Raw genomic sequence first — 22,781 nt, 5'->3', positions numbered from 1 at the left:
ACCCGTTCAAGATCCCTCAGCCGAGATCTGGCTCACCCGTCCACAACCTCCCGGCACAGAACAACTAGGGCATGGTGCTCTGGGCGAGGATCAGGTCGATGACTGCGGGCAGACCGCCTTCGGCAAGTGCGGCGCGCTGCCGGTCCGCGCCGGTGCCGCTTTGCAGAAGCCGGTGGACCAGGGCCGTCACCTGCCGGTTGTCGCCCGACGCGTCGAGCGCGGGAGCGACGTGGCGCAGCAGCTCGTACAGCATCTCGCCGGCCCGGCGTTGCTGGCCACCGGGGTCGACCAGGGTGCTGCTCAGTCCGTGGCGGGCCGCGTGCCACATGCTCGCCTGTAGCAGTTCCTGCTCGCAGTCGAGCGCGGGAGCGCCGACGGCGGCCTCCGCCAGCGCGGTCTCCACGAGGGCCCGTACCAGGCCCGTGAGCATCACGGCGTCGTCCGCGCGCAGCTGCACGTCCAGGCACCGGACCTCGATGGTGGGGTACCGCGCCGAGAGCCGGGCCTGCCAGTACAGCTGACCGGTGTCCGAGATCAGGCCGCTGTCCAGCAGCTGTTGCACGCGCCGGTCGTGGTCGGCGATGTCGGCGAAGTGCGGGGGCATGCCGCTGACCGGCCAGCGGCTGAAGATCACGGTGCGCCAGCTGGCGAATCCCGTGTCGTGACCGTCCCACAGCGGGGAGTTCGCGGACAGGGCGGTGAGGGCCGGCAGCCACACCCTGATCCGGTTCAGGACCTGCACGCCGGTCTCCCGGCTGGGGACGCCGACGTGCACGTGCATGCCGTTGACCAGCTGCTCCGCCACGAGCTGGGGCGCCTGGGTGAGCATGGCCCGGTACCGGGCCCGGTCGGTGACGGCCACGGGGTGGCCGTGGCGCAGTGGGGGAGTGGCGCAGGCGGCGATCCGGCAGCCGTGCGTCTCTGCGGCTGCCCCGAGGGCGTGCCGCAGCCGCAGCAGGTGCCCCCCGACCTCCTCCAGCGTGGCGCACACCGGCGTGGCCACCTCGACCTGCGCCTGCAACAGCTCGCACTGCACCTCCCGGTCGGCCACGAGGTGCCCCAGGCCCGCGGCTGCTCGCACCTTGTCCCCCAGAGGGACGGGCAGACCCGTGACCGGGTCGAGCAGCAGGTACTCCTCTTCGACACCGATCGTCGTCATCGATCGCCTCTGTTCCGCCCGGGTGCGCCGCCGGACTGGCTCCCGATGCGCCTGGCCGGTGCATCGCACGGCGATGACTCGTCGGAAGAGTCACTCGCGATGCCCGAGTGCCGCACCCACGTCGCGGTAAACCGTCACTTATCGCCGAGCATCACGACATGAGCGGATATCCCGCCCCAATGCCTCATGCGCCGATCGCTCGGTGGTGGCCCAGAGACCCACTTCCGACGTCGGCCTGTCGCAGCCCTGTCCCGACGCCGGACGGCGTCTTTCGTGCGGTCCACCGGCACGGCATCGCTCGTCGCGACGACATGGACGGTGTGCCCCCCGGCCGCCCAGAGCGCGGTACGGGCCGGGAGCGACTTCCCCTGGCGTTTCCTCGCCGACACCCCCGATACCTGCTGCTTCCACCCGCACGTGGGTACGACGGCGAGTGGGGCGTGGTGCTGGACGACCGGGCGGCGTACCGTGTCGCGCTCGGCCTCGGCGAGGGCGAGCGGGCCAGTGGATGCTGCACTGCCACAACGCCTATCACGGCGAGCCGGGGATGATCGCGCTGGTGGCCTACCAGGCGTGACAAGGCACACCACGTTCGCGCACGTCGTCACGGGCCAGCGGATGTGCTGGTCCGCCCGGTGCTACGGCGCGGTGGCCAGGTGCGGGGAGCGGAGCACGAGCAGGGTGATCTCGCTGGGGGCGAAGACGCGGAACGGCGGGCCCCAGAATCCGGTGCCGCGGCTGGTGTAGAGCAGGGTGCGGGGGCCGTGGTGGCTGAGGCCGGCGAGGGCGGGCTGGTCGAGGCGGACCAGGTGGTGGAAGGGCCAGATCTGGCCGCCGTGGGTGTGACCGGAGAGCTGGAGGTCGATGCCGGCGGCTGCCGCCCGGTCGACGAACTTGGGCTGGTGGGCCAGGAGCAGGACGGGCAGGTCGGGGTCGGCGCCGTTCAGGGCTCCTGCGAGGTGGGCGCGGTGGCCTGCCAGGCCGGAGGACTCGGCGGTGACGTCGTCCACGCCGGCGACCACGAGGGTGTCGCCCCCGCGTTCGAGCAGCAGATGGCGGTTGCGCAGCGGCTCCCAGCCCAGCTCGTCCATCAGGTCGACCCAGCCCTGGGCCTCGCTGTAGTACTCGTGGTTGCCGGTGACGTAGACACGGGCCCGGGTGGCCCGCACGGTTCCGAGCGGGGCGGCCTGGGCGCGGCGGCGCTCGGCCGTGCCGTCCGCGATGTCGCCGGTGTGGCAGACCAGGTCGGCTTCCAGGGTGTTCACCGTCTCGCACACCCGTGCCGACCAGCGGGCGCGGTCGAGGGGGCCGTAGTGGGTGTCGGTGATGAGGGCGACGCGGAGGCCGTCCAACCCGGCACCCAGCCGTGGGAGTTGCACGTCGAGCCGGCGCACGCGTGGCACCCGGCGGGCCTCGGCGTACCCCCACACGAGCAGCACGGTGGTTACGCCGAGGACGGCCCAGGCGACGATTCGGGCCCGGTCCTGGCTCTCGCCGACGCCGGCCACGGTCAGGGCGAACCGCAGGAGGACGCCGAGCAGAACGGACCAGGTGAACAGGACCCAGCTCGTGCCCAGCAGGGTGTCACCGACGATCGCCGCCCGGTCCCGTTGGCGCCGGCCGTGGCCGCGCACCATCGCGAGCGGCATACAGATGAGGCCGAGGACGAACAGGGCGGTGCCGGCCGGCGTGACGGCCGGCGGCCAGTGCTGGCCGGCGTACAGGAGCACCCAGCAGGGCACGGCCCACAGCAGGACGGGGGCGATCAGGGGGATGTAGCGCATCAGGCGGTGCAGTCGGCTCGGCCGCGGCGCTTGCGCTTCGCCCTCGGCGGGCCGGGTGTTGCTGGTGTCGGTCACGCTTCCCCTCCCTGACCGGGCTGCCGTCCCGCGCACTGTATCCGGTCGCCCTCGGGCCGGCCGGACCGGCTTCCATGGGCACGGGTCCTTCAGGCGCAGACCTGCCGCCGACGAGGTCGAGCGTCCGGCCCCGCGCCCCTCCTGCCAGTCACAGGAGGTGCGCGGTCCGCCGCCGAGCGGCTACGCGCAGGTGCCGGCGAACGTCTCGCGGGACACCACGTCCGTCGTGGTGGAGACCTTCACCTGGGCCGGTCCAGCACCATCGGGGTGATCGCCGGTCCCGACGGGACCTGTGGCGGCGGTGCCGGCACGGCGGGACCAGGTGTCATGGACCCAGTCTGGCCGCCACCACTGACGTCGGCCGGGGTTTCCGGGACACGGGCGCGGACGGAAACCAGCACCGTCCGGGGGAATCCGGTGCGTTTTGCGACGCGCCCCCGGTGCACCGCAGGGCCTTTTCAGCCGACCTGCCCACGCGATTAAGTCAGTCAATTGATTTAAATTGTGGGGTGGACTTCAGTGGACCGCAGAGTGATCGAAGGAGACAGCAATGAGCCAGACGCGCTCCGCACAGCCCCCGAAGTACCCGTTCCGCGCCCCGGAGGCGCTCGTGCCCCCGGAGGAATGGGCGGACCTGCGGCAGACCTGCCCACTGGCCCCGGTGACCTTCCCGAGTGGTGATGAGGCGGTGCTCCTGACCCGGTACGAGGACGTGCGGACGGCCCTCGTCGATCCCCGGCTCACGCGCGAGGGTCTGGCCCGGCCGGACGCCGCGCGCATCACCGCCGGAGACGCCGAGGGCATCTTCAGCAGCCCGATGGCGAAGACGCTGAACGCGGAGGGGCATGTGCGGTGGCGCCGGATGGTGGGCAAGTGGTTCACCGCCAAGCGCATGTCCGCTCTCCGGCCGCGCATGGAGGAGATGACCGACCGCCTCGTCGACACCATGATCGAGCAGGGCGCCCCGGCGGATCTGGTGTCCCACGTGGCGTTCCCGCTGCCGGTCTACGTCATCTGCACCATGCTCGGGGTGCCCGAGGGCGACAGGGACCTCTTCAAGGCGTGGTCGGACACCTTCCTGAACATGACGAGGTACACCCGGGAGGAGACGGATGCCGCACACCGGGAATTCGCCGCCTACATGTCCGGCCTGATCGCCGAGAAACGCGCCGCCCCCGGAGACGACCTGCTCAGCCGGCTCATGGATGCCTCCGACACCGAGGGCGAACCGATGTCCGAGGCGGGGCTGGCGGCGACCGGGCAGGCGCTGCTGCTGGCCGGGCACGAGACGACGGCCGGGTTCGTCGCCACGATGACGGCGCACCTGTTGTCCGACCGCAGCCGGTGGGAGCGCCTGCTGGAGGATCGGTCGCTGATCCGGTCGGCGGTGGAGGAGGTCTTGCGGTTCGATCCGAACGGCAGCGGCTTCGGCATGCTCCGCTACGCCCATGAGGATGTCGAACTCGCCGACGGCACGATTCCCCGCGGCGCGACGGTGGTGTGCAGCATGGCCGCCGCCAACCGTGACGAACGAGCCTGGGCGGACGCCGACTCCATGGACCTCGGCCGCAGCCCCAATCCGCACCTCGCCTTCGGGGCCGGCCCCCACTCGTGCCTGGGTCAGCCCCTCGCCCGCACCGAACTCCAAGCCGTCCTCAGCGTGCTGCTGCGCCGCCTTCCCGGCCTGGAGCCGGCCATCGATGCCACGAAACTGCGGCGCCAGGAGGGCATGCTGACCACACCACTGCTGGAGATGCCGGTGACATGGTGAACGACACCGCCCACAGAACGGTACCGAGAGCCGGACGCGGAGCCGGGACCCGCGAGGCCATCATGGCGGCGGCCGAGCGGCTGTACGCCGAGCACGGCCTGTCCGGCGTCTCCAACCGGCAGATCGGTGAGGCCGCGGGCCAGAGCAACACCACCGTCGTCAGCTACCACTTCGGCAGCAAGACGGCACTCGTACGCGCCATCATGACCAAGCACGGCACCCTGGTCGACTCCATCCGCCGACGGCACGTGGCAGACGTCGGCGAGAGCGACGACATCCGGGACTGGGCACGGTGCCTGGTACACCCCGTGACCGAACACCTGGACACGCTCGGTGTGCCGTCCTGGCAGGCGCGCTTCGCCGTGCAGGTGCTCACCGACCCCCTGATGCGGGCCCTGGTCACCGACGAGTCGCTCACCCGCGACAGTCTGCGGCAGACCCTGCGCGGCCTGGGCAGGTGTCTGGAACTCCTGGTGACTGCCGAGGTGCGCCGCGAGCGCGCCGACATGGCCCGTCACCTGATCACCCACACGTGCGCCGAGCGTGAACGGGCCCTGGCAGAAGGAACGGCCGAACCCGGCGGTTCCTGGCAGCGCACCTGCGGAGGCGCTGGAGGACGCGCTGGTGGGACTGCTCACCGCACCATCCACCCATAGGTGAAACGAAGCCGCGCCCCTTACCAGGCTCTGTGCCGATCACACGGGCGGAACCCGGGCTGATCTCCCTCCCGGGTGCGGCCCGCTGCACCCCGAGGTGAGCAGGCCGCTCTCTCGCCCCGCCGTTCGGCGCGCGGAAGCGCGGGAGTCACCTGATCACCGGAGTCCCTGGTCACCGGAGTCCTGGTCGCTCCTGTCCCGCTCGGTGCGGTCGGCGGCCTGGCCGCCGGTCGGCGAAGTCCGGCCGTCACCATCCCCACCTCCAGCGCCTGATCCGGCCGGTCCGGGTGCGGCCCTGGTCCCCACACGCCCCCGTTCCCCCCACCACCGAAAACGAGGCGCCGCCGAGCCAGGCCGACGCCGCCGTCCACGCCGGCGATGGCGGCGAAGATACCGAACGCCCTGGCGCGTTCCCTGGCCTCGGTGAACAGCACCGTGAGCAGGGACATGGCCGACGGGGCAAGGAGGGCGGCGAAGGCGCCTTGCAGGGCACGGGCGCCGAAGAGCATCGGTCCGCTGGCGGCGGCACCGCCCAGAACGGACGCGATCGCGAAGCCGACGAGACCGGTGAGGAAGGAGGGCCGGCGGCCCCACAGGTCGGAGATGCGCCCGCACAGGAGCAGCAGTCCGCCGAAGGCAAGGGCAGCGTGAGAGTGCGCTATGACGACGCGGCCCCGCCGGACCTGCGCGCGCTCGGCGCGGCGACCACCGTCGTCGCCGTGGACACCGACGCCGGCAAGCTGGAGACCGCCAGGCGCTTGGGCGCCGACGAGGCTCTGCTCTCCGGGGCGACGAGGCGATCGCGCGCATCAGGGACCCCTGACATGGTCGGCGTGGACCCGACGCTGCGGATAGCTGCTCAGGTGGCCAGGGTGCTCGGCCACCTGAGCGGCTATCCGCAGCTGGGGCTCCCTCACCGAACTGATGGATGTGATCACGCTCGCCCAGCAGAAGACGATCGAGGTGCTGGTCGAGCACTCCCCCCGCAACGCGCGAACGAGGCGTATCAGCTCCTGCACGATGGCAGGATCCAAGGACGTGTCGTGATCCGACCGGGACACCCGGCAGGCCGCACGGGCCACGGCCCCCCAAGTCCTTCCCGCCGAGCGACATGCCGCTGATCGGGTGACGATGGACAGGTACGGACATGAGCACGCTACTGACAGCAGGAGGCAGGTGCCATGACATCTCCTTCCGATTCTCCCGGCCCCGTTCCGCCGCGCGTCACCGAACCACAAGAGGGTCGCCTGACCGACGGTCTGTCGGCCGTGGCGAACCTGGGCTGGCAGATCCTGCTCACCATGGGCCTCGCCACCCTCGCGTTGGGCGTCATCGCCCTGGTCTGGCCGGGCGAGACGCTCCGCGTCGTCGGAGTGCTCTTCGGTGTCTACCTGCTGGCCACCGGTGTCTTCGAACTCGCCGCCGCGTTCGGCACCCACGTCCCGCGGCATCTTCGGGTACTGCACTTCGTCACCGGTGCGGCCTCCATCCTGCTGGGACTGATCTGCTTCCGGGGCCCCCTGGAGTCGATCTTTCTGCTCGCCCTGTGGATCGGCTTCAGCTGGCTGATGCGAGGCACCTTGGAGACGGTCGCTGCGGCCTCCGATCAGGCAATGCCCGCCCGCGGATGGCACGTGGCCTTCGGCATCATCGGCACCATGGCCGGCATCGTGATGATCATCATGCCGTTCGCCTCCATCGCGACACTCACCCTGGTAGTGGGCGTCATGGCCATAGTCCTGGGCCTGACCGAGGTGGTACGCGCCATCATGACACGCGTCGAGATCGGCCACCTGGCTGCCGGCACGCCCACCGAGCGGCGCCCTCTCTTCCACGCACGTCCGCACCCCCAGCACTGATCCGAGGGCGGATCGGCCGGACGCGGCGAGCGGCAACACCGCGCAACCTCCGGGGGTGTCGGGCGGCGAGCGGTCCTTCACGCCCATCACTGCTCGACGACCAGGCCCGCTTCAATGCTGCCCGTCAGGACGAGTCGTCGACTCAACCAACTCCTTGCTGCCCTTGTGGCGGCTGGTTTCCATCCGGCGGTCATCCGGGATCGTCGGACCGGTCGGCCTTCTCGGGGCTGTTGTCTGCCCGCGACGGCAGCCCCGGCGGCCGACCGCCGCGATGGGTCCAGATGTCTTTGAGGACGATCTGGATGATGCCGGTGACGGGAATCGCCAGCAGGGCACCGAGGATCCCGGCGACTTCTGTGGCGATCAATATGGCCAGCAGCACGGTGAGGGGGTTGAGTTTCACCGTCCGGGACAGGATGACCGGTTGCAGGAGGTGGTTCTCGGCCTGCTGATAGACGATGAAGAAGACGATGGCTCCGATGCCGGCCGGCAGGGAGTGGACGAACGCCACCGTGGAGGCGACGACCGCCCCTATGGTGGCCCCCACCAGGGGAATGAGGTCGGTCAGGGCGACGAAGAGGGCCAGCAGGCCGGCGAACGGCACTCCGGAGACCAGCAGCATGACGTAGGTCAGGAGCCCGCAGACGACGCTGATCAGCACGTTTCCGGTCAGGTAGCCATTGACGGTACGGGCGCACGCGGCGCCGACGCGGCGTATCCGGGCCGCGGGCGCCTCGTCCACGAGGGACAGTGACCGATCTATGGCCTTGGGGCCCTCCAGCACCATCAGATAGGCCAGGACGAAAATGGTGAGAGCGCCTGCCGCGGTGCTCGCGGCACTGCGGATGAACTTCAAGGCAGGCGTGCTCAGCCCGGTCGCGAACGCGCGGATCTGCGCCTGATGCTGATGGACATACCGCAGAGCGTGCGTCCGCTCCAGCAGGCTACCGACTGGCCCGCGGCCGGCCTGGGCGTCCCTGATCATCGTGGGCAGACGACCGGCGAACCGGCTTCCCTCCCGGGCCAGGGGGATGACGAACAGGGCGACCACCGCGCCGACGACCGCGGCCACAGCCAGAAAGACCAGCAAGGTGGCCACCGACCGTCGGCACCGCGGCACCCGTCGCCGCAGCGTTTCAACCGCTGGATGAAGTGAGACGGCCAAGAACACCGCGATGACCGCCCAGATCAAGACCCGGCGAGCCTGAACCACCAACTCGACTAGGCCGTAGGTGGCGAGCACCAGACCGATGGTGGCGAGAATGGTTCGCACCGGAACCGGACGCGTCGCCATGGGCATCGGGTGCCCAGCCCCAGTCACGGGAAAACGAGAAGACCTCCTCGCCGGGTGTGCCCGCGCTGACGTACCCGACGTCCGCCGGCACGTGCTGCGGCATGTCGCCGTGAGCCGCCAGGTAAGTGGCCGCAGACAACCAGCGGATGTCACAGCCCTTTCCGAGGGAACGCCCTCAAGGCGGCCGTGCCCGGCTACGGCGGTGCTCGCGCGAAATGCGGATTCCGCAGCCGAGCCGCAAGCTGATGCCGTAGGTCGTAACTGACGAGGAAGTGCCATGGTTGCAGTGACCGCAGGCGCAATCGCCGGACCATTGGCCCGGCGGGGCGCGGCGCTGTCAACTGCGGGCGTGATCGTGGCAGTCCCCCTGCCGCCAGGGGCGTGCGCCGGGCTGACGCACGCGGCTTTTGAGGATGCATCGTGACCGAGAAGGCGTCGCGGCTGACGACCGGTGCACGGCGGCCCTATCTGATCGTGAATCCGCGTTCGGGGGGAGGGAAAGCAAGCCGGTTTCGCATCGCGGAACGAGCACGTGCGTTCGGAGCTCGGGTTTTCCTGATCGATCATTCCCTGCCCCAGGACCTGGCGACAGTCGCCCGACGTGCCGTGGACGACGGTGCGGATCTGCTGGGGGTGGCCGGCGGAGACGGTACGCAGGCGCTCGTCGCCGAGGTGGCCGCGGAGAGCGGCCTGCCCTTCCTGGTCATTCCGGCGGGTACCCGCAACCACTTCGCGATGGATCTCGGTCTGGACCGTGAGGACCCTTCGGCCGCGCTGGAGGCCCTCACGGATGGCGTCGAGCTGGACGTGGATCTGGGATACGCAGGCCAGCGCGTTTTCGTCAACAACGTGTCGTTCGGCGCCTATGCCGCTCTGGCCCAGGACCCGGCCTATCGGGAGGACAAACTCGGCACGGCAGTGCGCATCCTTCCGGAATTCCTGGCCCGCCACGAGGGGCCGGAGCTGGTGGTGCGCGCCGGGCCGCTCACCGTGGACGGACCGGATGCCGTGCTGGTGAGCAACAATCCCTACCAAGTGGATGACCCCGCCGGGCTGGGCAGGCGTGCAGGTCTCGACTCCGGCCTCCTGGGAGTACTGGCCGCCAGGGCGGAGACGCCGATCGAGACGGCCGCGAGGCTTCGCAGCGGGCAACCGCACGGCCTCACCCGTCTCGCCACGCCCGACGACGTCGTCGTGTACGCCGACGTTCCCGTCCTCCCCGCCGGGCTGGACGGCGAAGCCGTCAGCCTGCCGACGCCCGTGCGGTGCCGCATCAGTCCTCGGGCGCTGCGGGTAAGGGTTCCCCGGCATCGTCCCGGCGCCGGGACCTCCGGGCGACCACCAGGTTGGGCCGCCATCCGGCAGGCGATCTGAGACTCGGGCGCGCTCTGCCCGACCGCCGCACCGGATGAGCCGACCACTCGGCGCCCATCCCGCCGACCGGCGTCGCCGGGCACGGTCGTCCGCCGGCCGAGCACTCGCTCAGTGATTCCGGCAGACGCTGCCGGAACCATTCCAGGTACAGCGCGAATGTCTCGGTGTTCGAGCCGGAGAGGTCCACCGGCTCGGTGGCGGTCGTAGGGAGTTGGAAGGTGTGGTTCCGGTCTGGCGGCCGGAGTGATGAACCGCCGGCCGTGACGCCCGTTTGACGCTCTGGGTGCCCGCAAGAAGGGTTCTTCCAAGGCGGCCCTGACGCTCGCCCTGGTAGGGCTTCCGCATGAGACCAGGGAGCCGTAGGAGAGTCCCGAGGCCCGGAGGACCGCCTGCACGCCTCGTCGTCGATACGGTGGCCCAGCCGTTCCAGAACGTCGGTTCCCCGGCGCATGGTGCCGCGCTCCAGGGAGCGGCGTACGCCCGTGTCGAGTTTCTGCCAGACCAGGGGGTTGGCGGTGAGGACGCGGGGGTCGAGTTCCAGGCAGTGGCCGTGGAGATCCCGCAGGACCCGGTGGGAGGAAATGCCGTCGTACCGCCGTACCGAGGCCAGGGCGTCCGTACGCACGACGTGCCGGCGCCAGCGGTCTGCGGCCGTGGACGGGCGGAGGCGGGGAGCAGGAGCCCTGCGGGCCTGCCCGGACCTGCTCTGCCGTCCTCGTCCGGCCCGCCCTGGGTGTCTTGCCCTCGTCCGGCCTCCCCGTGTGCCTTGCCCGAAGCGCGCCCCCGGGCGGTCGAGTTCCGTCAGGCGTCCGTCAGCCGGGCCTCCTCCAGGTCCAGGGCGCGCTGGAGGCGGCGGCGGGTGGTGTCGCTGATGCGATGGGTGTCGTAGAGGCGCTGGAGTTCGGTTGTCTCGACCGCGACCAGGTCGCGGCGCAGCTGCCGGTAGACCCGGTCGGCGGACACCGTGGCCGTGCCGCCGGTGCCGTTGGTGTCGTCGTTCTCGGCGAGGCGGTCGCGGGCGTCGTCCAGGCGGGCGCTCAGGCCCCGGCGGAGCCGGTCCAGGACGACGTCGGGCACGACCTCCAGCTCCGCCAGCTCCTCCAGGCGGGCGAGCCCGGCATGGGCCAGGCGAGAGCGTGCCTCGGCCTCCTCGCGGGCGGTGTGGGCGGGCTCCAGGGCGATGCCGGAGGCGCGGACGACCGGGGCGAGGGTGAAGCCCTGCACGACGAGGGTGACGACCACGACCGAGGTGGTCAGGACCAGCACCAGCGGCCGTCCGGCGAGCGGGGTGCCGCTCTTCGTCAGCTCGGGGATGGAGAGGGCGGCGGCCAACGGCATCACCCCACGGGTGCCCGCCCAGGTCAGCACGACCGGCATCCGCCAGTTCATGCGCCCGAGCCCGCCCTTGCGCTGCACCAGCGCCGAAAGAGGCGCGAGCCACAGCAGGCGTACGGCGACGAGGGTGGCGGCGACCGCGAGGACGTACAGCGGCCAGGCCCGGTCCCCGGCGGCCAGGGCCCGCACCTGCGCCGGCAGCGCCAGCCCTATCAGGGAGAAGACGACGCTCTCCAGCAGGAACACCACCGTGCCGTACACGGCGTGCAGTTGGAGCCGGATACGGGCGTTGGTGAGCCGGTCGCCCCGCCCGCCCAGCACTACTCCGGCCACGACGCACGACGTCACTCCTGAGGTGTGCGCGGCCTCCGCCAGGAGGTAGGCGGCGTACGGGGTGACCAGGGCGATCACCGTCTCCAGCACCGGGTCCTCGGTACGGCGCCGGATCAGGGTGATCACCCCGGCCACCGCCGCCCCGATCACCGTCCCCCCGCCCGCGAGCAGCAGGAACTCACCGCCCGCCGAGCCCCAGTCGGCGGCGGCCGAGGCGACGGCGACACCCGCAGCCACCCGGACCAGCACCAGCGAGGTCGCGTCGTTGAACAGGCTCTCCGCCTGCACGAGGACCTGCACCCTGGGCGGTAGGGCGAGCCTGCGGCCCAGCGCGGTCACCGCCACCGGGTCGGTACTGGCCAGGACCGCGCCCAGTACGAACGCCATCTGCCAGGACAGGGGAGTGACCAGGCCCGCGACCGCACCCACGGCGGTGGCGGAGGCCAGCACCAGCCCTATGGCGAGGATCCCGACCGGCTTCCACACCGCCCGCAGTTCCCGCCAGGACATGTCCTCCGCGCTGGCGTACAGCAGGGGCGGCAGGACGACGAGCCCGATGATCTCGGGGCTGATCTCGATCCGGGGAGTGCCCGGCAGCAGCGCCACGGCGAGCCCGGCGACGACGAGCAGGGAGGGTGCGGGGATCCGCCACCGGCGGGCGAAGGTGGCGACCACCGTGGCCAGGACCACGAGGGCGAGAACCGTACCGACGCTGCGCATGCCGTCCCCCTGGGGCTTTACGGAAGCCACCCTGGCCTCCGGCCGACCAGACTTCCCGGCACACCTGCCCTCACCCTATCGGCCCAGGTCACGTCAAGGCAGTGTCAAGGTCCCCGGGACCGGCGACAAGGAAGCGCTAACAGCCGCGACGATCGTCCGGTGCAGCGGCTTTCTTGGTGGCAGGAACCCTTCTGCACAACGGAGTTGGATCAGTGAGCGGAGCGCGTCGGCGGCGATGAGTGACGTACGGCCCGGACGACTGAAGGTGTACCTCGGGGCGGCCCCGGGGGTCGGTAAGACCTACCGGATGCTCGACGAGGGGCGCCGGCGTGCCGCTCGCGGTGCGGACGTGGTGATCGGGTTCGCGGAGTGCCACGGGCGTCCGCGCACCGAGGCGATGCTCGACGGCCTGGAGACCGTCCCCCGGACGCCCTGCGCCTACCGTGGCGGGCGCTTCGAGGAAATGGACCTGGCCGCGGTCCTCGCCCGCCGGCCGCAGGTGGCGATCGTGGACGAGTTCGCCCACAGCAACGTCCCCGGTGCCGGCCGCAACCCCAAACGCTGGCAGGACATCGAGCAGCTCCTCACCGCGGGCATCGATGTCATCACCGCGCTGAACATCCAGCACCTGGAGTCCCTCAACGACGTGGTCGAGAAGATCACCGGAGTGCCGCAGCACGAGACCGTGCCGGACGAGGTCGTACGGCGGGCCTGGCAGATCGAGCTGGTGGACATGCCCCCCGAGGGGCTGCGCCGCCGCATGGCGCACGGCAACATCTACGCCCCCGAGAAGATCGACGCGGCCCTCGCCCACTACTTCCGGCCCGGCAACCTCACGGCCCTGCGCCAGCTGGCGCTGCTGTGGGTGGCCGACCGGGTCGACGAGGCCCTCCAGGAGTACCGCTCGCAGCACGGCATCGGAGGCGTGTGGGAGACCCGGGAGCGCGTCGTCGTGGCCCTGACCGGCGGACCGGAAGGCGACACGCTCGTACGCCGGGCCGCCCGCATCGCCGACCGGTCCGCCGGCGGCGACCTGCTCGCCGTGCACGTGGCCCGCAGCGACGGCCTCGCCGCGGGCGTCTCGCACGCCTCCCTGGCCCGGCAGCGCCGGCTCGTGGAGGATCTCGGCGGCAGCTACCACTCGGTGGTCGGCGACGACGTGGCCACCACGCTGGTGGAGTTCGCCCGCGCCGAGAACGCCACCCAGCTGGTGCTGGGCACGAGCCGCCGGGGGCGGCTGGCCCGGTTCCTGTCCGGGCCCGGCACCGGGGAGACCGTCACCGAGCTGTCCGGCGACATCGACGTGCACCGGGTCACCCATGAGCGGGCCGGACGCGGCACCCTGCTCCCGTCCCGGCGGCGGACACTGTCGACGGCCCGGCTGATCGCCGGGCCCGTCGCCGGACTGTTGCTGCCGGTGCTCCTCACGCTCGTCCTCGCCCAACTGCGCGGCACGCTGAACCTGACCAGCGAGGCGCTGCTGTTCCTGCTCGCGGTGGTGGGCGTGGCCTGCATAGGCGGGGTCGCCTCCGCGGTGATCGCCTCCGTGACGGCGTCCCTGCTGCTCAACTACTGGTTCATCCCGCCCGTCGGACACTTCACGCTGAACGATCCGAACGCCCTGGTGGCCCTGGGGGTGTTCGCGGTCGTGGCGGCCACCGTGGCCGCCGTCGTGGACCGGTCCCTGCGCCTGTCGCGCCGCTCGGCGCGGGCGACGGCGGAGGCAGAGACCATGTCGTCCCTGGCCGGGAGCATCGTGCGCGGTGAGGCGACCATCCCGGCCCTGCTGGAGCGGACGCGGGAGACCTTCGGCATGGAGTCGGCGGACCTGGTGGACGAGCCGCCGGACGCGCCCGCCGTGACCGCCGTCCCCGCCGGCCCGGGCGCCCACCTCGTGCTGCGCGGCCGTACCCTCTCCTCCTCCGAGCGGCGGGTACTGGCCGCGTTCGCCGCGCACGTCGGCTCGGCGGTGGAGCGGGCCCGGCTGGCGGAGGCGGCGGCCGAGGTGGAGCCGGTGAAGGCCGCCGACCGGCTGCGCACGGCGCTGCTGCGGGCCGTCGGCCACGACCTGCGCACACCGCTGGCCGCGGGGTGGGCCGCGGTCACCTCGCTCCGCAGCCGGGACGTGGCCTTCTGCGAGGAGGACCGCGACGAACTCCTCGCCACCGCCGACGAGTCCATGGCCAAGTTGAACCGCCTGGTGGAAAACCTGCTCGACCTCAGCCGGCTGGAGGCGGGCGCCCTCACCCTCAACCTGCGGGCCACCACCCTGGAGGAGGTGCTGCCGATGGCGCTGACGGACGTGCCGGGGGCCGTGGTGACGGACGTGGAGGCGATCCCGGCCGTGCTGGCCGACCCGCCGCTGCTGGAACGCGTGATCGCCAACCTGGCCGGCAACGCGGCCCGGCACAGCCCGCCCGGGAAGAAGGTGCTGGTCACCGCCAGCGCCCTGGCCGGGCGGGTGGAACTGAGGGTGGTGGACCGGGGACCCGGCCTGCCCACGGACGGCAGGGACCGCCTCTTCGAGCCCTTCCAGCGGCTCGGTGACACGGACAACACGACCGGACTCGGTCTCGGCCTCGCCCTCGCACGAGGGCTGACCGAGGCGATGAACGGCACCCTGAGCCCCGAGGACACCCCCGGTGGCGGTCTCACGATGGTGGTGTCGCTGCCGTTCGCGGCCCGGACGGCGGGTGCCGAACCGACCGAACACAGCGTGGGAGGTGCGTGATGGGCGCTCTGCCCGGCACCTGGAGACCGCACCGTCGGGAAGGGACCTACGACCAGCCCTGACGTGGGCGCGGCCCGACCGGTTCGCCGTGGCGGTGGGCCTGGCCGTCCCGTTCCTGGTGGCTCTCGCGCTCGTCCCGTCCCGTACGAGCCTGTCGCACACCAACGCGGCACGGATCCTCGTGGTGGTGGTCGTCGCGGTGGCCGCCCTCGGCAGCCGCACCGCGGGTGTGGTCGCGGCCCTGTCGGCGGCGGCCTGGTACGCCCGCGGCGCAGCCGCCAATCGGACCCAGCTTCCGGCCGTACCGGACCTTCGACATCACCACATCTGCCGACATCGAGACGGCGGTGCTGCTGCCGGCCGTCGGCGTGATCGTCTCCCAGCTCGCGGACCGGGCCCACCGGCTGGAGGTCGTCACGGTCACCGACGCGGATCACCTCACCCGTATCCACCGGACGGCGGAACTGGCGAAGTCGGCGGAGTCCGCTCAGACCATCGTCGATCACGTCCGTCAGGAACTGACCGAACTGACCGAACTGACCGAACTGCTCGGGCTGCGCGGTTGCCGCTTCGAGTACGGGATCCTCATGGGGAAGCCGCCATGGCTGCGCAACGACGGCAGCGTGACGGTGGGCCGGCGTTCCTGGGACGCCGGCGCCGCCGGCTGGCCCGAGGGCGGGATCGAGCTGCTCACCTACGGCAACGGCCACTGCCTCGGCCGCTCCCTGCTCACCCCGGGCCCCGGTCCCGTCCCCTCGCTCCAGGCCCGGCTGGTCGCGGTGACCCTGGCCGACCAGACGGGGGCGGCACTGGACACAGCGGGACCGGTCGTGAAGAGCTGACGCTCACTCCAGGCCGGAGGCTTCGAAGACGGCGCGGGCGGCTTCCCGGTCCACGCGCCGGGCGATGCGCTGTAGGGCGGTCGCGCCGCACAGCAGCAAGCCCTCGCCGGCGGCCTTGCGCGCACCCTCGTCCAGGCGAGCCCACAGACGCGGGTTGCGTACCAGCACCTCCGGGTCGATCTGTACCCGGCCACCGAGAGCGTCGCGCAGCAGGAGCCGTTGGGAGATGCCGTCCAGGCAGCGGACCGACACCAGCAGATCGGTCCGCACCCGGTGCACACGCAGCAGCCGGCGCGAGGCCAGCCAGTTCCCGCCCGCGGAGAACCGGGCGGGGTACAGCACGACGAAGAGCAGCCCGGCGAGAGCGCACCACAGGGCGGCGCGCCACGGAGCGATCCGGCCGGAGCCCCAGTCGATCAGGAAGAGCAGAACGAGCAGCACGCCCGCGCAACGGGCGGCGCTCCGCACGTCCCGCGTCCACTCCAGGTCGTTCGTCACCTCACCGGATCCGTCCGGACCGTCCGCGTGTGCGTGGAGCGGTCCTCCGCCCAGGTCGTCACGGCGTCCCATGGCGTCGACGGTAGTGACCCGAGGCATCCGCTCGGTGCCCCTTGATACGGCTCTGACGGAGATCAGGCGGTTCTTTGCCGTCCGGTCATCCAACGCGTCGCCCGGGGCATCGGCACCGGCGGTCGTCCGCGCCGACCCGCCCGTCAAGGTCCCGTCAAGGTCGGACGATCGGGCGCGAAGATGTCGCTAGGAACGGTCTGGTACGGCGGGATCCGGTCAGAACCTGGGTGCACCCGCGCACCCTTCAGTCCTGGTGCGCGCGTTGCAGGAAGAAGGAGCACGCGCCCATGTCCGTTCTGACCACCGAGCCGGATGCCGTCCCCGCCGACGAGGAGCCGCCCGATACCGGTGAACACCACCGGCTGACCGCGGTCACCGGCCTGGCCGCGCTGTCGCTGGACGCGATGGCGTCGGTGGCGTACGGCCCGGAGGCGATCGTCCTCGTCCTGGCCGCCGCGGGCGCCCACGGCCTGGGCTTCACGATGCCGGTCACGTCGGCCATCGCCGCCCTGCTGGCGGTGCTGGTGGCCTCGTACCGGCAAGTGATCGCGGCCTTCCCGGACGGCGGCGGCTCCTACGCGGTCGCCAAGCGACATCTGGGCGCCCGCACGAGCCTGGTGGCCGCCGCGTCCCTGGTGCTGGACTACGTGCTGAACGTCGCCGTCGCCGTCACGGCCGGCGTGGCGGCCCTGACGTCCGCGTTCCCGGCCCTGTACGACGATCGGCTGTGGCTGTGCCTGGCGGTGCTCGCGCTGATCACGGCCGTGAACCTGCGTGGGATCGTGGAGTCGGCGAAGGCGTTCATCGTGCCGACGGCCGTGTTCGTCGGCTCGATCTTCGTCCTCATCGCCGTCGGCCTGTTCCGCTCCCACCCGGTGAGTACGGCGACCGCGGCGGGGCACGCCTCGGTGCTCGCCGACAACGCCTCCACCGTGGGCGCACTGCTCCTGCTGAAGGCGTTCGCTTCCGGTTGTGCCGCGCTGACGGGGGTGGAGGCCATCGCGAACGCCGTCCCGTCCTTCCGGGTGCCGCGGGCCCGCCGCGCCCAGCGCGCGGAGGTCGCGCTCGGCGCCGTACTCGGCCTGATGCTGATCGGCCTGTCGGTGCTGATCGGCCGCTTCCACCTCCAGCCGGTCGAGGGGGTCACCGTTCTCGCCCAGCTGGCGGACGCCTCACTCGGCCACAACTGGGCCTTCTACGTCATCCAGTTCGCCACGATGATCCTGCTGGCCCTGTCCGCGAACACGTCCTTCGGCGGGCTGCCGGTGCTGCTGAAGCTGCTCGCCCGCGACAACTACCTGCCGCACGTCTTCGCCCTGAAGGCCGACCGCCACGTCCACCGGCACGGTGTGCTCGCCCTCGCGCTGGTCTCCGCCGCCCTGCTCCTCTTCTCGGGCGGGGACACCAACACCCTGGTGCCGCTGTTCGCCATCGGTGTGTTCGTCGGCTTCACGATCGCCCAGGTCGGCATGGTCCGGCACTGGCGCCGGGAGCGCGGCCGGGGATGGCGCGGCAAGGCGCTGCTGAACGGCTTCGGCGCGCTGCTCACCGGTGTCGCGACCGTCGTCGTCGCCGCGAGCAAGTTCACCGAGGGCGCCTGGCTGATCGTGATCGCCCTGCCCCTGCTCGTGCTCGCCTTCGAGGCAGTGCACCGTGCCTACGTCCGGATCGGCAACCGGCTCGGGCTCGGCCGGATCCCGGAGAGCCCGCACCGCGAGCGCTCGCTGGTGATCGTCCCGGTGTCCTCGCTGTCCCGGCTCACGTCGGAGGCGCTCACGGCGGCCTCCTCGCTCGGTGACGAGGTGCGTGCGGTGACCGTGTGCCACCCGGACCCGGAGGACCGCGCCCAGTCGCACGCCCTGGAGCGGTCCTGGGCCGAGTGGGACCCCGGGGTGCCACTGGTCCGCCTGTCCTGCACCCGGCGCACGCTCGGCCGTCCCATCGCCGCCTACGTCCGTGAGGTGGCCGCCACCGAGCCCGGCACCCGGGTCACCGTGCTGATCCCGGAGACCGAGCCGGAGCGGTGGTGGCAGCGGCTTCTACAGAACCAGCGCGGGGCGGTCGTCGCGCACGCACTACGCCGGGAGACGGACGCGGTGATCTGCCGGCTGCGCTTCCGGCTGCTGTGAGGCGGGTCACCGACCGCCGTGGTGGCCCACAGGCCGGGACCGGTCAGGGACCGTCAGGGTCCCGTCAAAGCCGGGAGCGTCACCGTAAGGGAGCCGTCAACGGGCGGCCGGATCCAGCCATGGACGCGGTTTCCTCTAACCGTCCGCTTCAACCGAACCTCACTCCAGGAGTTAGCGATGGCCGATCTGGCCTTCGTCGTCACCGTGCTCGCGGCGTTCGCGCTGGTGGCTCTCGTCGCCAAGGGGGTGACCAAGCTGTGACCGCCGAGAACATCGTCGGCCTGGTCGTGGCCGTCGCCCTGCTGGGCTATCTCGTCCTCGCCCTGATCTTCCCGGAGAGGTTCTGAGACAGACATGGGTCCCGTACTGGCCGGCGTGCTCCAGTTGCTCGCCCTGATAGGCGCGCTGGCGCTCGTCTACGTCCCCTTCGGCAACTACATGGCCCGGGTCTACTCCTCGCCACGGCACCTGCGCGTGGAGAGATGGATCTACAAGGGCATCGGTGCCGACCCCGACACCGAGATGACCTGGCCCGCGTACCTGCGCGCGGTCCTCGCCTTCTCGGCCGTCGGCGTCCTCTTCCTCTACCTGCTCCAGCGGCTCCAGGGCGTGCTGCCCGGCTCGCTCGGCTTCTCCTCGGTCAACCCGGCGCAGTCGTTCAACACGGCCGTGTCGTTCGTGACCAACACCAACTGGCAGTCGTACTACGGCGAGCAGACGATGGGTCACGTCGTGCAGACCGCCGGTCTGGCCGTGCAGAACTTCGTCTCCGCGGCCGTGGGTATCGCCGTCGCCGTGGCGCTGGTGCGCGGGTTCGCGCGCTCACGCACCGGTGAGCTGGGCAACTTCTGGGCCGACCTGGTGCGCGGCACGCTCCGCGTCCTGGTGCCGATCGCGGCGGTCGCCGCCGTCGTGCTGGTCGCCTGCGGCGCCATCCAGAACTTCTCCGGCATCCACGAGGTCGGCCAGTTCATGGGCGGCACGCAGCAGTGGAACGGCGGCGCGGTCGCCTCGCAGGAGGCCATCAAGGAGCTGGGCACCAACGGCGGCGGCTACTTCAACGCCAACAGCGCCCACCCCTTCGAGAACCCGACGCCCTTCACGAACCTCCTTGAGATCTTCCTGATCCTGGTGATCCCGTTCTCCCTGACCCGCACCTTCGGCGTGCTGGTCGGCAGCGTGAAGCAGGGCTACGCGATCCTCGCCACCATGGGCGTCATCTGGCTCGGTTTCACCGCCCTGATGATGTGGACCGAGTTCGCCCACCGCGGCCCCGCGCTCCAGCTCGCGGGCGGTGCGCTGGAGGGCAAGGAGGTCCGCTTCGGGGTCGGCGGCTCGTCGATCTTCGCGGTGGCCACGACCCTGACCTCGACCGGTGCGGTGGACTCCTTCCACTCCTCCTTCACCGGCCTCGGGGGCGGCGTCACGATGCTGGGCATGATGCTGGGCGAGATCGCGCCCGGCGGTGTCGGTTCCGGCCTCTACGGCATCCTGATCCTGGCGGTCATCGCGGTCTTCATCGCCGGCCTGATGGTGGGCCGTACGCCCGAGTACCTGGGCAAGAAGATCGGCGCCCGGGAGATGAAGCTGGCCGCCGCCTACATCCTGGTCACCCCGGCGCTGGTGCTCGTCTTCACGGCCGCCTCCATGGCGCTGCCGACCCCGCCGCACTCGATGCTCAACCCGGGCGCGCACGGGTTCTCCGAGGTGCTGTACGCCTTCACCTCCGCCGCCAACAACAACGGTTCGGCCTTCGCCGGGCTGAACGCGAACACCGACTGGTTCAACACCATGACCGGGCTCGCCATGCTGTTCGGCCGCTTCCTGCCCATGGTCTTCGTCCTGGCGCTGGCCGGCTCGCTCGCCGGGCAGAAGCCGGTCCCGGTCACCGCGGGCACCCTGCGCACCGAGAAGCCGCTGTTCACCGGCCTGCTGGTGGGCGCCATCGTGATCATCACCGGTCTCACGTACTTCCCGGCCCTGGCGCTGGGCCCGCTCGCCGAGGGGCTGGCGTGATGACCACCCGCACAGAGAAGTCAGAGGACTCCATGTCCACAGTCACCCCCACCCAGGCGCCGCACAGCGACGTCCCCACCGGACACAAGCCCACCGAGGGCCGTGTCGGCGGCGGCCTGTTCGACCCCGGGCAACTGGTCAAGTCGCTGCCGGAGGCGTTCCGCAAGCTGGACCCGCGGGTGATGGTCAAGTCGCCCGTGATGTTCGTGGTGTGGGTCGGCTCGGTGCTGACCACCGCCTTCTCCTTCACGGACCCCGGTGACTGGTTCGGCTGGACCATCAGCGCCTGGCTGTGGCTGACCGTCATCTTCGCCAACCTGGCGGAGGCGGTCGCCGAGGGCCGCGGCAAGGCCCAGGCCGACACCCTGCGCAAGGCCAAGACCGACACGGTGGCCAGGCGGCTGGTGAACGACCGTGAGGAGCGGGTCCCGGGCACCGAACTGCGGATCGGCGACCTGGTGGTCTGCGAGGCCGGGGACGTCATCCCCGGCGACGGCGATGTCGTCGAGGGCGTGGCGTCGGTGGACGAGTCGGCGATCACCGGCGAGTCCGCGCCCGTCATCCGTGAGTCCGGCGGCGACCGCAGCGCCGTCACGGGCGGTACGAAGGTGCTGTCCGACCGGATCGTCATCAGGATCACGACGAAGCCGGGTGAGACGTTCATCGACCGGATGATCAGCCTGGTGGAGGGCGCGGCCCGGCAGAAGACGCCGAACGAGATCGCGCTGAACATCCTGCTGGCGTCACTCACGATCGTCTTCCTGCTGGCCTGCGCCACGCTGCCGCCGTTCGCCGACTACGCGGGCACCCACCTGACGTTGGTCGTGCTGGTCGCCCTGCTGGTCTGTCTGATCCCGACCACCATCGGCGCCCTGCTCTCCGCGATCGGCATCGCGGGCATGGACCGGCTGGTGCAGCGCAACGTGCTCGCCATGTCGGGCCGTGCGGTCGAGGCGGCGGGTGACGTGTCGACGCTGCTGCTGGACAAGACGGGCACCATCACCCTCGGCAACCGCCAGGCGTCGGAGTTCGTGCCGGTGAGCGGCACGACGGAGGCGGAGGTGGCCGACGCGGCCCAGCTCTCCTCGCTGGCGGACGAGACCCCCGAGGGCCGCTCGATCGTCGTGCTGGCGAAGGAGAGGTACGGGCTGCGCGAGCGCCACCAGGGCGAGTTGGCGCACGCCGAGTGGATCGCCTTCACCGCCCAGACCCGCATGTCGGGTGTGGACGTCGACGGCCGGAAGGTCCGCAAGGGTGCCACGGCCTCGGTCATCGCCTGGGTCGAGGAGCAGGGCGGCAGGGTCGCCGAGGACGCCGGGGCGATGGCCGAGCGGATCTCCGCGGCGGGTGGCACCCCCCTGCTGGTCGCCGTACAGGACGACAAGGGTGCCCGCGTGCTCGGCGTCATCCACCTCAAGGACGTCGTCAAGCAGGGCATGCGGGAACGGTTCGAGGAACTGCGCCGCATGGGCATCAAGACGGTCATGATCACCGGTGACAACCCGCTGACCGCGAAGGCGATCGCGGAGGAGGCGGGCGTGGACGACTTCCTCGCCGAGGCCACCCCCGAGGACAAGATGGCCCTCATCAAGCGGGAGCAGGCCGGCGGCAAGCTCGTCGCGATGACCGGCGACGGCACGAACGACGCCCCGGCCCTCGCCCAGGCCGACGTCGGCGTGGCCATGAACACCGGCACGTCGGCCGCCAAGGAGGCCGGCAACATGGTCGACCTCGACTCCAACCCGACCAAACTCATCGAGATCGTCGAGATCGGCAAGCAACTCCTCATCACCCGGGGCGCGCTGACCACGTTCTCCATCGCCAACGACGTCGCGAAGTACTTCGCGATCATCCCGGCACTCTTCGCGGCGGTCTACCCGGGCCTGGACAAGCTCAACATCATGCGGCTGTCCTCGCCCGACTCCGCGATCCTGTCGGCCGTCGTCTTCAACGCCCTGATCATCATCGCGCTCGTGCCGCTGTCCCTGAGGGGCGTGCGCTACCGGCCGATGAGCGCGGACAGGATGCTCCGCCGCAACCTCGCCGTCTACGGCCTCGGCGGCCTCGTCGCCCCCTTCATCGGCATCAAGATCATCGACCTGCTCATCTCCCTCATCCCCGGAATCGGCTGAT

At 71.2% G+C, this 22,781-nt stretch carries 18 protein-coding genes; 12 read left to right on the top strand and 6 right to left on the bottom strand.

Annotated features, from left to right (window positions below; all coding sequences use genetic code 11):
• Positions 1-64 precede the first annotated feature (64 nt).
• Complete coding sequence (locus IE294_RS39035) at positions 65-1,159, bottom strand: carboxylate-amine ligase (protein WP_189894129.1); 1,095 nt, start codon at positions 1,157-1,159, stop codon at positions 65-67.
• Between the two features lie 202 nt (positions 1,160-1,361).
• On the opposite strand from IE294_RS39035, the gene IE294_RS49915 reads away from it, so the two are divergent.
• Positions 1,362-1,736, top strand: a complete 375-nt coding sequence (locus IE294_RS49915) for a multicopper oxidase domain-containing protein (protein ID WP_359836604.1) — start codon at positions 1,362-1,364, stop codon at positions 1,734-1,736.
• A gap of 61 nt (positions 1,737-1,797) precedes the next feature.
• On the opposite strand, the gene IE294_RS39025 is transcribed toward IE294_RS49915, so the two are convergent.
• Positions 1,798-3,018 carry a metallophosphoesterase gene (locus IE294_RS39025; protein WP_189894127.1) on the bottom strand — a complete coding sequence of 407 codons (1,221 nt, stop codon included), beginning with the start codon at positions 3,016-3,018 and terminating at the stop codon, positions 1,798-1,800.
• Positions 3,019-3,568: 550 nt separating this feature from the next.
• On the opposite strand from IE294_RS39025, the gene IE294_RS39020 reads away from it, so the two are divergent.
• On the top strand, positions 3,569-4,789 hold the full coding sequence (locus IE294_RS39020; protein WP_189894126.1) for a cytochrome P450: 1,221 nt from the start codon (positions 3,569-3,571) through the stop codon (positions 4,787-4,789).
• The gene (locus IE294_RS39015) at positions 4,783-5,445 is read left to right on the top strand and encodes a TetR/AcrR family transcriptional regulator (RefSeq protein WP_306433514.1); all 663 of its coding nucleotides are present in this window, start codon (positions 4,783-4,785) and stop codon (positions 5,443-5,445) included. The genes IE294_RS39020 and IE294_RS39015 overlap by 7 nt, the downstream gene beginning before the upstream one ends.
• Positions 5,446-5,465: 20 nt before the next feature.
• On the opposite strand, the gene IE294_RS49910 is transcribed toward IE294_RS39015, so the two are convergent.
• Complete coding sequence (locus tag IE294_RS49910) at positions 5,466-6,107, bottom strand: MFS transporter (protein WP_373315925.1); 642 nt, start codon at positions 6,105-6,107, stop codon at positions 5,466-5,468.
• 262 nt (positions 6,108-6,369) lie between these two features.
• Here IE294_RS49910 and IE294_RS49170 point away from each other — a divergent pair, with 262 nt between their 5' ends.
• A complete protein-coding gene (locus tag IE294_RS49170; RefSeq protein ID WP_268252837.1) occupies positions 6,370-6,492 on the top strand; it encodes a hypothetical protein in 123 nt (40 codons plus the stop codon).
• 134 nt (positions 6,493-6,626) lie between these two features.
• The gene (locus IE294_RS39005) at positions 6,627-7,304 is read left to right on the top strand and encodes an HdeD family acid-resistance protein (protein WP_189894125.1); all 678 of its coding nucleotides are present in this window, start codon (positions 6,627-6,629) and stop codon (positions 7,302-7,304) included.
• Positions 7,305-7,494: 190 nt separating this feature from the next.
• On the opposite strand, the gene IE294_RS39000 is transcribed toward IE294_RS39005, so the two are convergent.
• Positions 7,495-8,598 (bottom strand): AI-2E family transporter, encoded by a 1,104-nt coding sequence (locus IE294_RS39000; protein WP_189894124.1) that lies wholly within the window; start codon positions 8,596-8,598, stop codon positions 7,495-7,497.
• Between the two features lie 420 nt (positions 8,599-9,018).
• Here IE294_RS39000 and IE294_RS38995 point away from each other — a divergent pair, with 420 nt between their 5' ends.
• Positions 9,019-9,972 (top strand): diacylglycerol/lipid kinase family protein, encoded by a 954-nt coding sequence (locus IE294_RS38995; protein ID WP_306433513.1) that lies wholly within the window; start codon positions 9,019-9,021, stop codon positions 9,970-9,972.
• A gap of 801 nt (positions 9,973-10,773) precedes the next feature.
• Here IE294_RS38995 and IE294_RS38990 read toward each other — a convergent pair.
• Positions 10,774-12,360 (bottom strand): Na+/H+ antiporter, encoded by a 1,587-nt coding sequence (locus IE294_RS38990; protein WP_189894123.1) that lies wholly within the window; start codon positions 12,358-12,360, stop codon positions 10,774-10,776.
• Positions 12,361-12,595: 235 nt separating this feature from the next.
• Between IE294_RS38990 and IE294_RS38985 the strand changes: the two genes are divergently transcribed.
• A complete protein-coding gene (locus IE294_RS38985) occupies positions 12,596-15,091 on the top strand; it encodes a sensor histidine kinase (RefSeq protein ID WP_189894122.1) in 2,496 nt (831 codons plus the stop codon).
• Positions 15,092-15,438: 347 nt separating this feature from the next.
• Complete coding sequence (locus IE294_RS48220) at positions 15,439-15,933, top strand: hypothetical protein (RefSeq protein ID WP_229917773.1); 495 nt, start codon at positions 15,439-15,441, stop codon at positions 15,931-15,933.
• Between the two features lie 3 nt (positions 15,934-15,936).
• Here the strand turns inward: IE294_RS48220 and IE294_RS38975 are convergent, their stop codons facing one another.
• The gene (locus tag IE294_RS38975; protein ID WP_229917771.1) at positions 15,937-16,503 is read right to left on the bottom strand and encodes a hypothetical protein; all 567 of its coding nucleotides are present in this window, start codon (positions 16,501-16,503) and stop codon (positions 15,937-15,939) included.
• Between the two features lie 287 nt (positions 16,504-16,790).
• On the opposite strand from IE294_RS38975, the gene IE294_RS38970 reads away from it, so the two are divergent.
• From IE294_RS38970 to kdpB, 4 genes are all read left to right on the top strand, one after another.
• Positions 16,791-18,632 carry an APC family permease gene (locus IE294_RS38970; protein WP_189894121.1) on the top strand — a complete coding sequence of 614 codons (1,842 nt, stop codon included), beginning with the start codon at positions 16,791-16,793 and terminating at the stop codon, positions 18,630-18,632.
• Between the two features lie 257 nt (positions 18,633-18,889).
• On the top strand, positions 18,890-18,979 hold the full coding sequence (gene kdpF / locus IE294_RS38965) for a K(+)-transporting ATPase subunit F (protein ID WP_016434100.1): 90 nt from the start codon (positions 18,890-18,892) through the stop codon (positions 18,977-18,979).
• Between the two features lie 7 nt (positions 18,980-18,986).
• A complete protein-coding gene (gene kdpA, locus IE294_RS38960) occupies positions 18,987-20,648 on the top strand; it encodes a potassium-transporting ATPase subunit KdpA (RefSeq protein WP_189894120.1) in 1,662 nt (553 codons plus the stop codon).
• 32 nt (positions 20,649-20,680) lie between these two features.
• Positions 20,681-22,780 carry a potassium-transporting ATPase subunit KdpB gene (kdpB, locus tag IE294_RS38955; protein ID WP_189894119.1) on the top strand — a complete coding sequence of 700 codons (2,100 nt, stop codon included), beginning with the start codon at positions 20,681-20,683 and terminating at the stop codon, positions 22,778-22,780.
• The last annotated feature ends 1 nt before the right edge of the window (position 22,781 follow it).

The organism is Streptomyces canarius (genome assembly GCF_014650735.1).
GTDB lineage: Bacteria > Actinomycetota > Actinomycetes > Streptomycetales > Streptomycetaceae > Streptomyces > Streptomyces olivaceoviridis.
This window is presented reverse-complemented; position numbering and strand designations above follow the sequence as displayed.

Excerpts from the sequence above, each read along its gene's own strand:
- IE294_RS39035 (WP_189894129.1), bottom strand. The coding sequence starts at position 1,159 with ATGACGACGATCGGTGTCGAAGAGGAGTACCTGCTGCTCGACCCGGTC.
- IE294_RS39020 (WP_189894126.1), top strand. The coding sequence starts at position 3,569 with ATGAGCCAGACGCGCTCCGCACAGCCCCCGAAGTACCCGTTCCGCGCC.
- IE294_RS39015 (WP_306433514.1), top strand. The coding sequence starts at position 4,783 with ATGGTGAACGACACCGCCCACAGAACGGTACCGAGAGCCGGACGCGGA.
- IE294_RS49170 (WP_268252837.1), top strand. The coding sequence starts at position 6,370 with ATGGATGTGATCACGCTCGCCCAGCAGAAGACGATCGAGGTGCTGGTC.
- IE294_RS39005 (WP_189894125.1), top strand. The coding sequence starts at position 6,627 with ATGACATCTCCTTCCGATTCTCCCGGCCCCGTTCCGCCGCGCGTCACC.
- IE294_RS39000 (WP_189894124.1), bottom strand. The coding sequence starts at position 8,598 with ATGGCGACGCGTCCGGTTCCGGTGCGAACCATTCTCGCCACCATCGGT.
- IE294_RS38990 (WP_189894123.1), bottom strand. The coding sequence starts at position 12,360 with ATGCGCAGCGTCGGTACGGTTCTCGCCCTCGTGGTCCTGGCCACGGTG.
- IE294_RS38985 (WP_189894122.1), top strand. The coding sequence starts at position 12,596 with ATGAGTGACGTACGGCCCGGACGACTGAAGGTGTACCTCGGGGCGGCC.
- IE294_RS38975 (WP_229917771.1), bottom strand. The coding sequence starts at position 16,503 with ATGGGACGCCGTGACGACCTGGGCGGAGGACCGCTCCACGCACACGCG.
- IE294_RS38970 (WP_189894121.1), top strand. The coding sequence starts at position 16,791 with ATGTCCGTTCTGACCACCGAGCCGGATGCCGTCCCCGCCGACGAGGAG.
- kdpA (WP_189894120.1), top strand. The coding sequence starts at position 18,987 with ATGGGTCCCGTACTGGCCGGCGTGCTCCAGTTGCTCGCCCTGATAGGC.
- kdpB (WP_189894119.1), top strand. The coding sequence starts at position 20,681 with ATGTCCACAGTCACCCCCACCCAGGCGCCGCACAGCGACGTCCCCACC.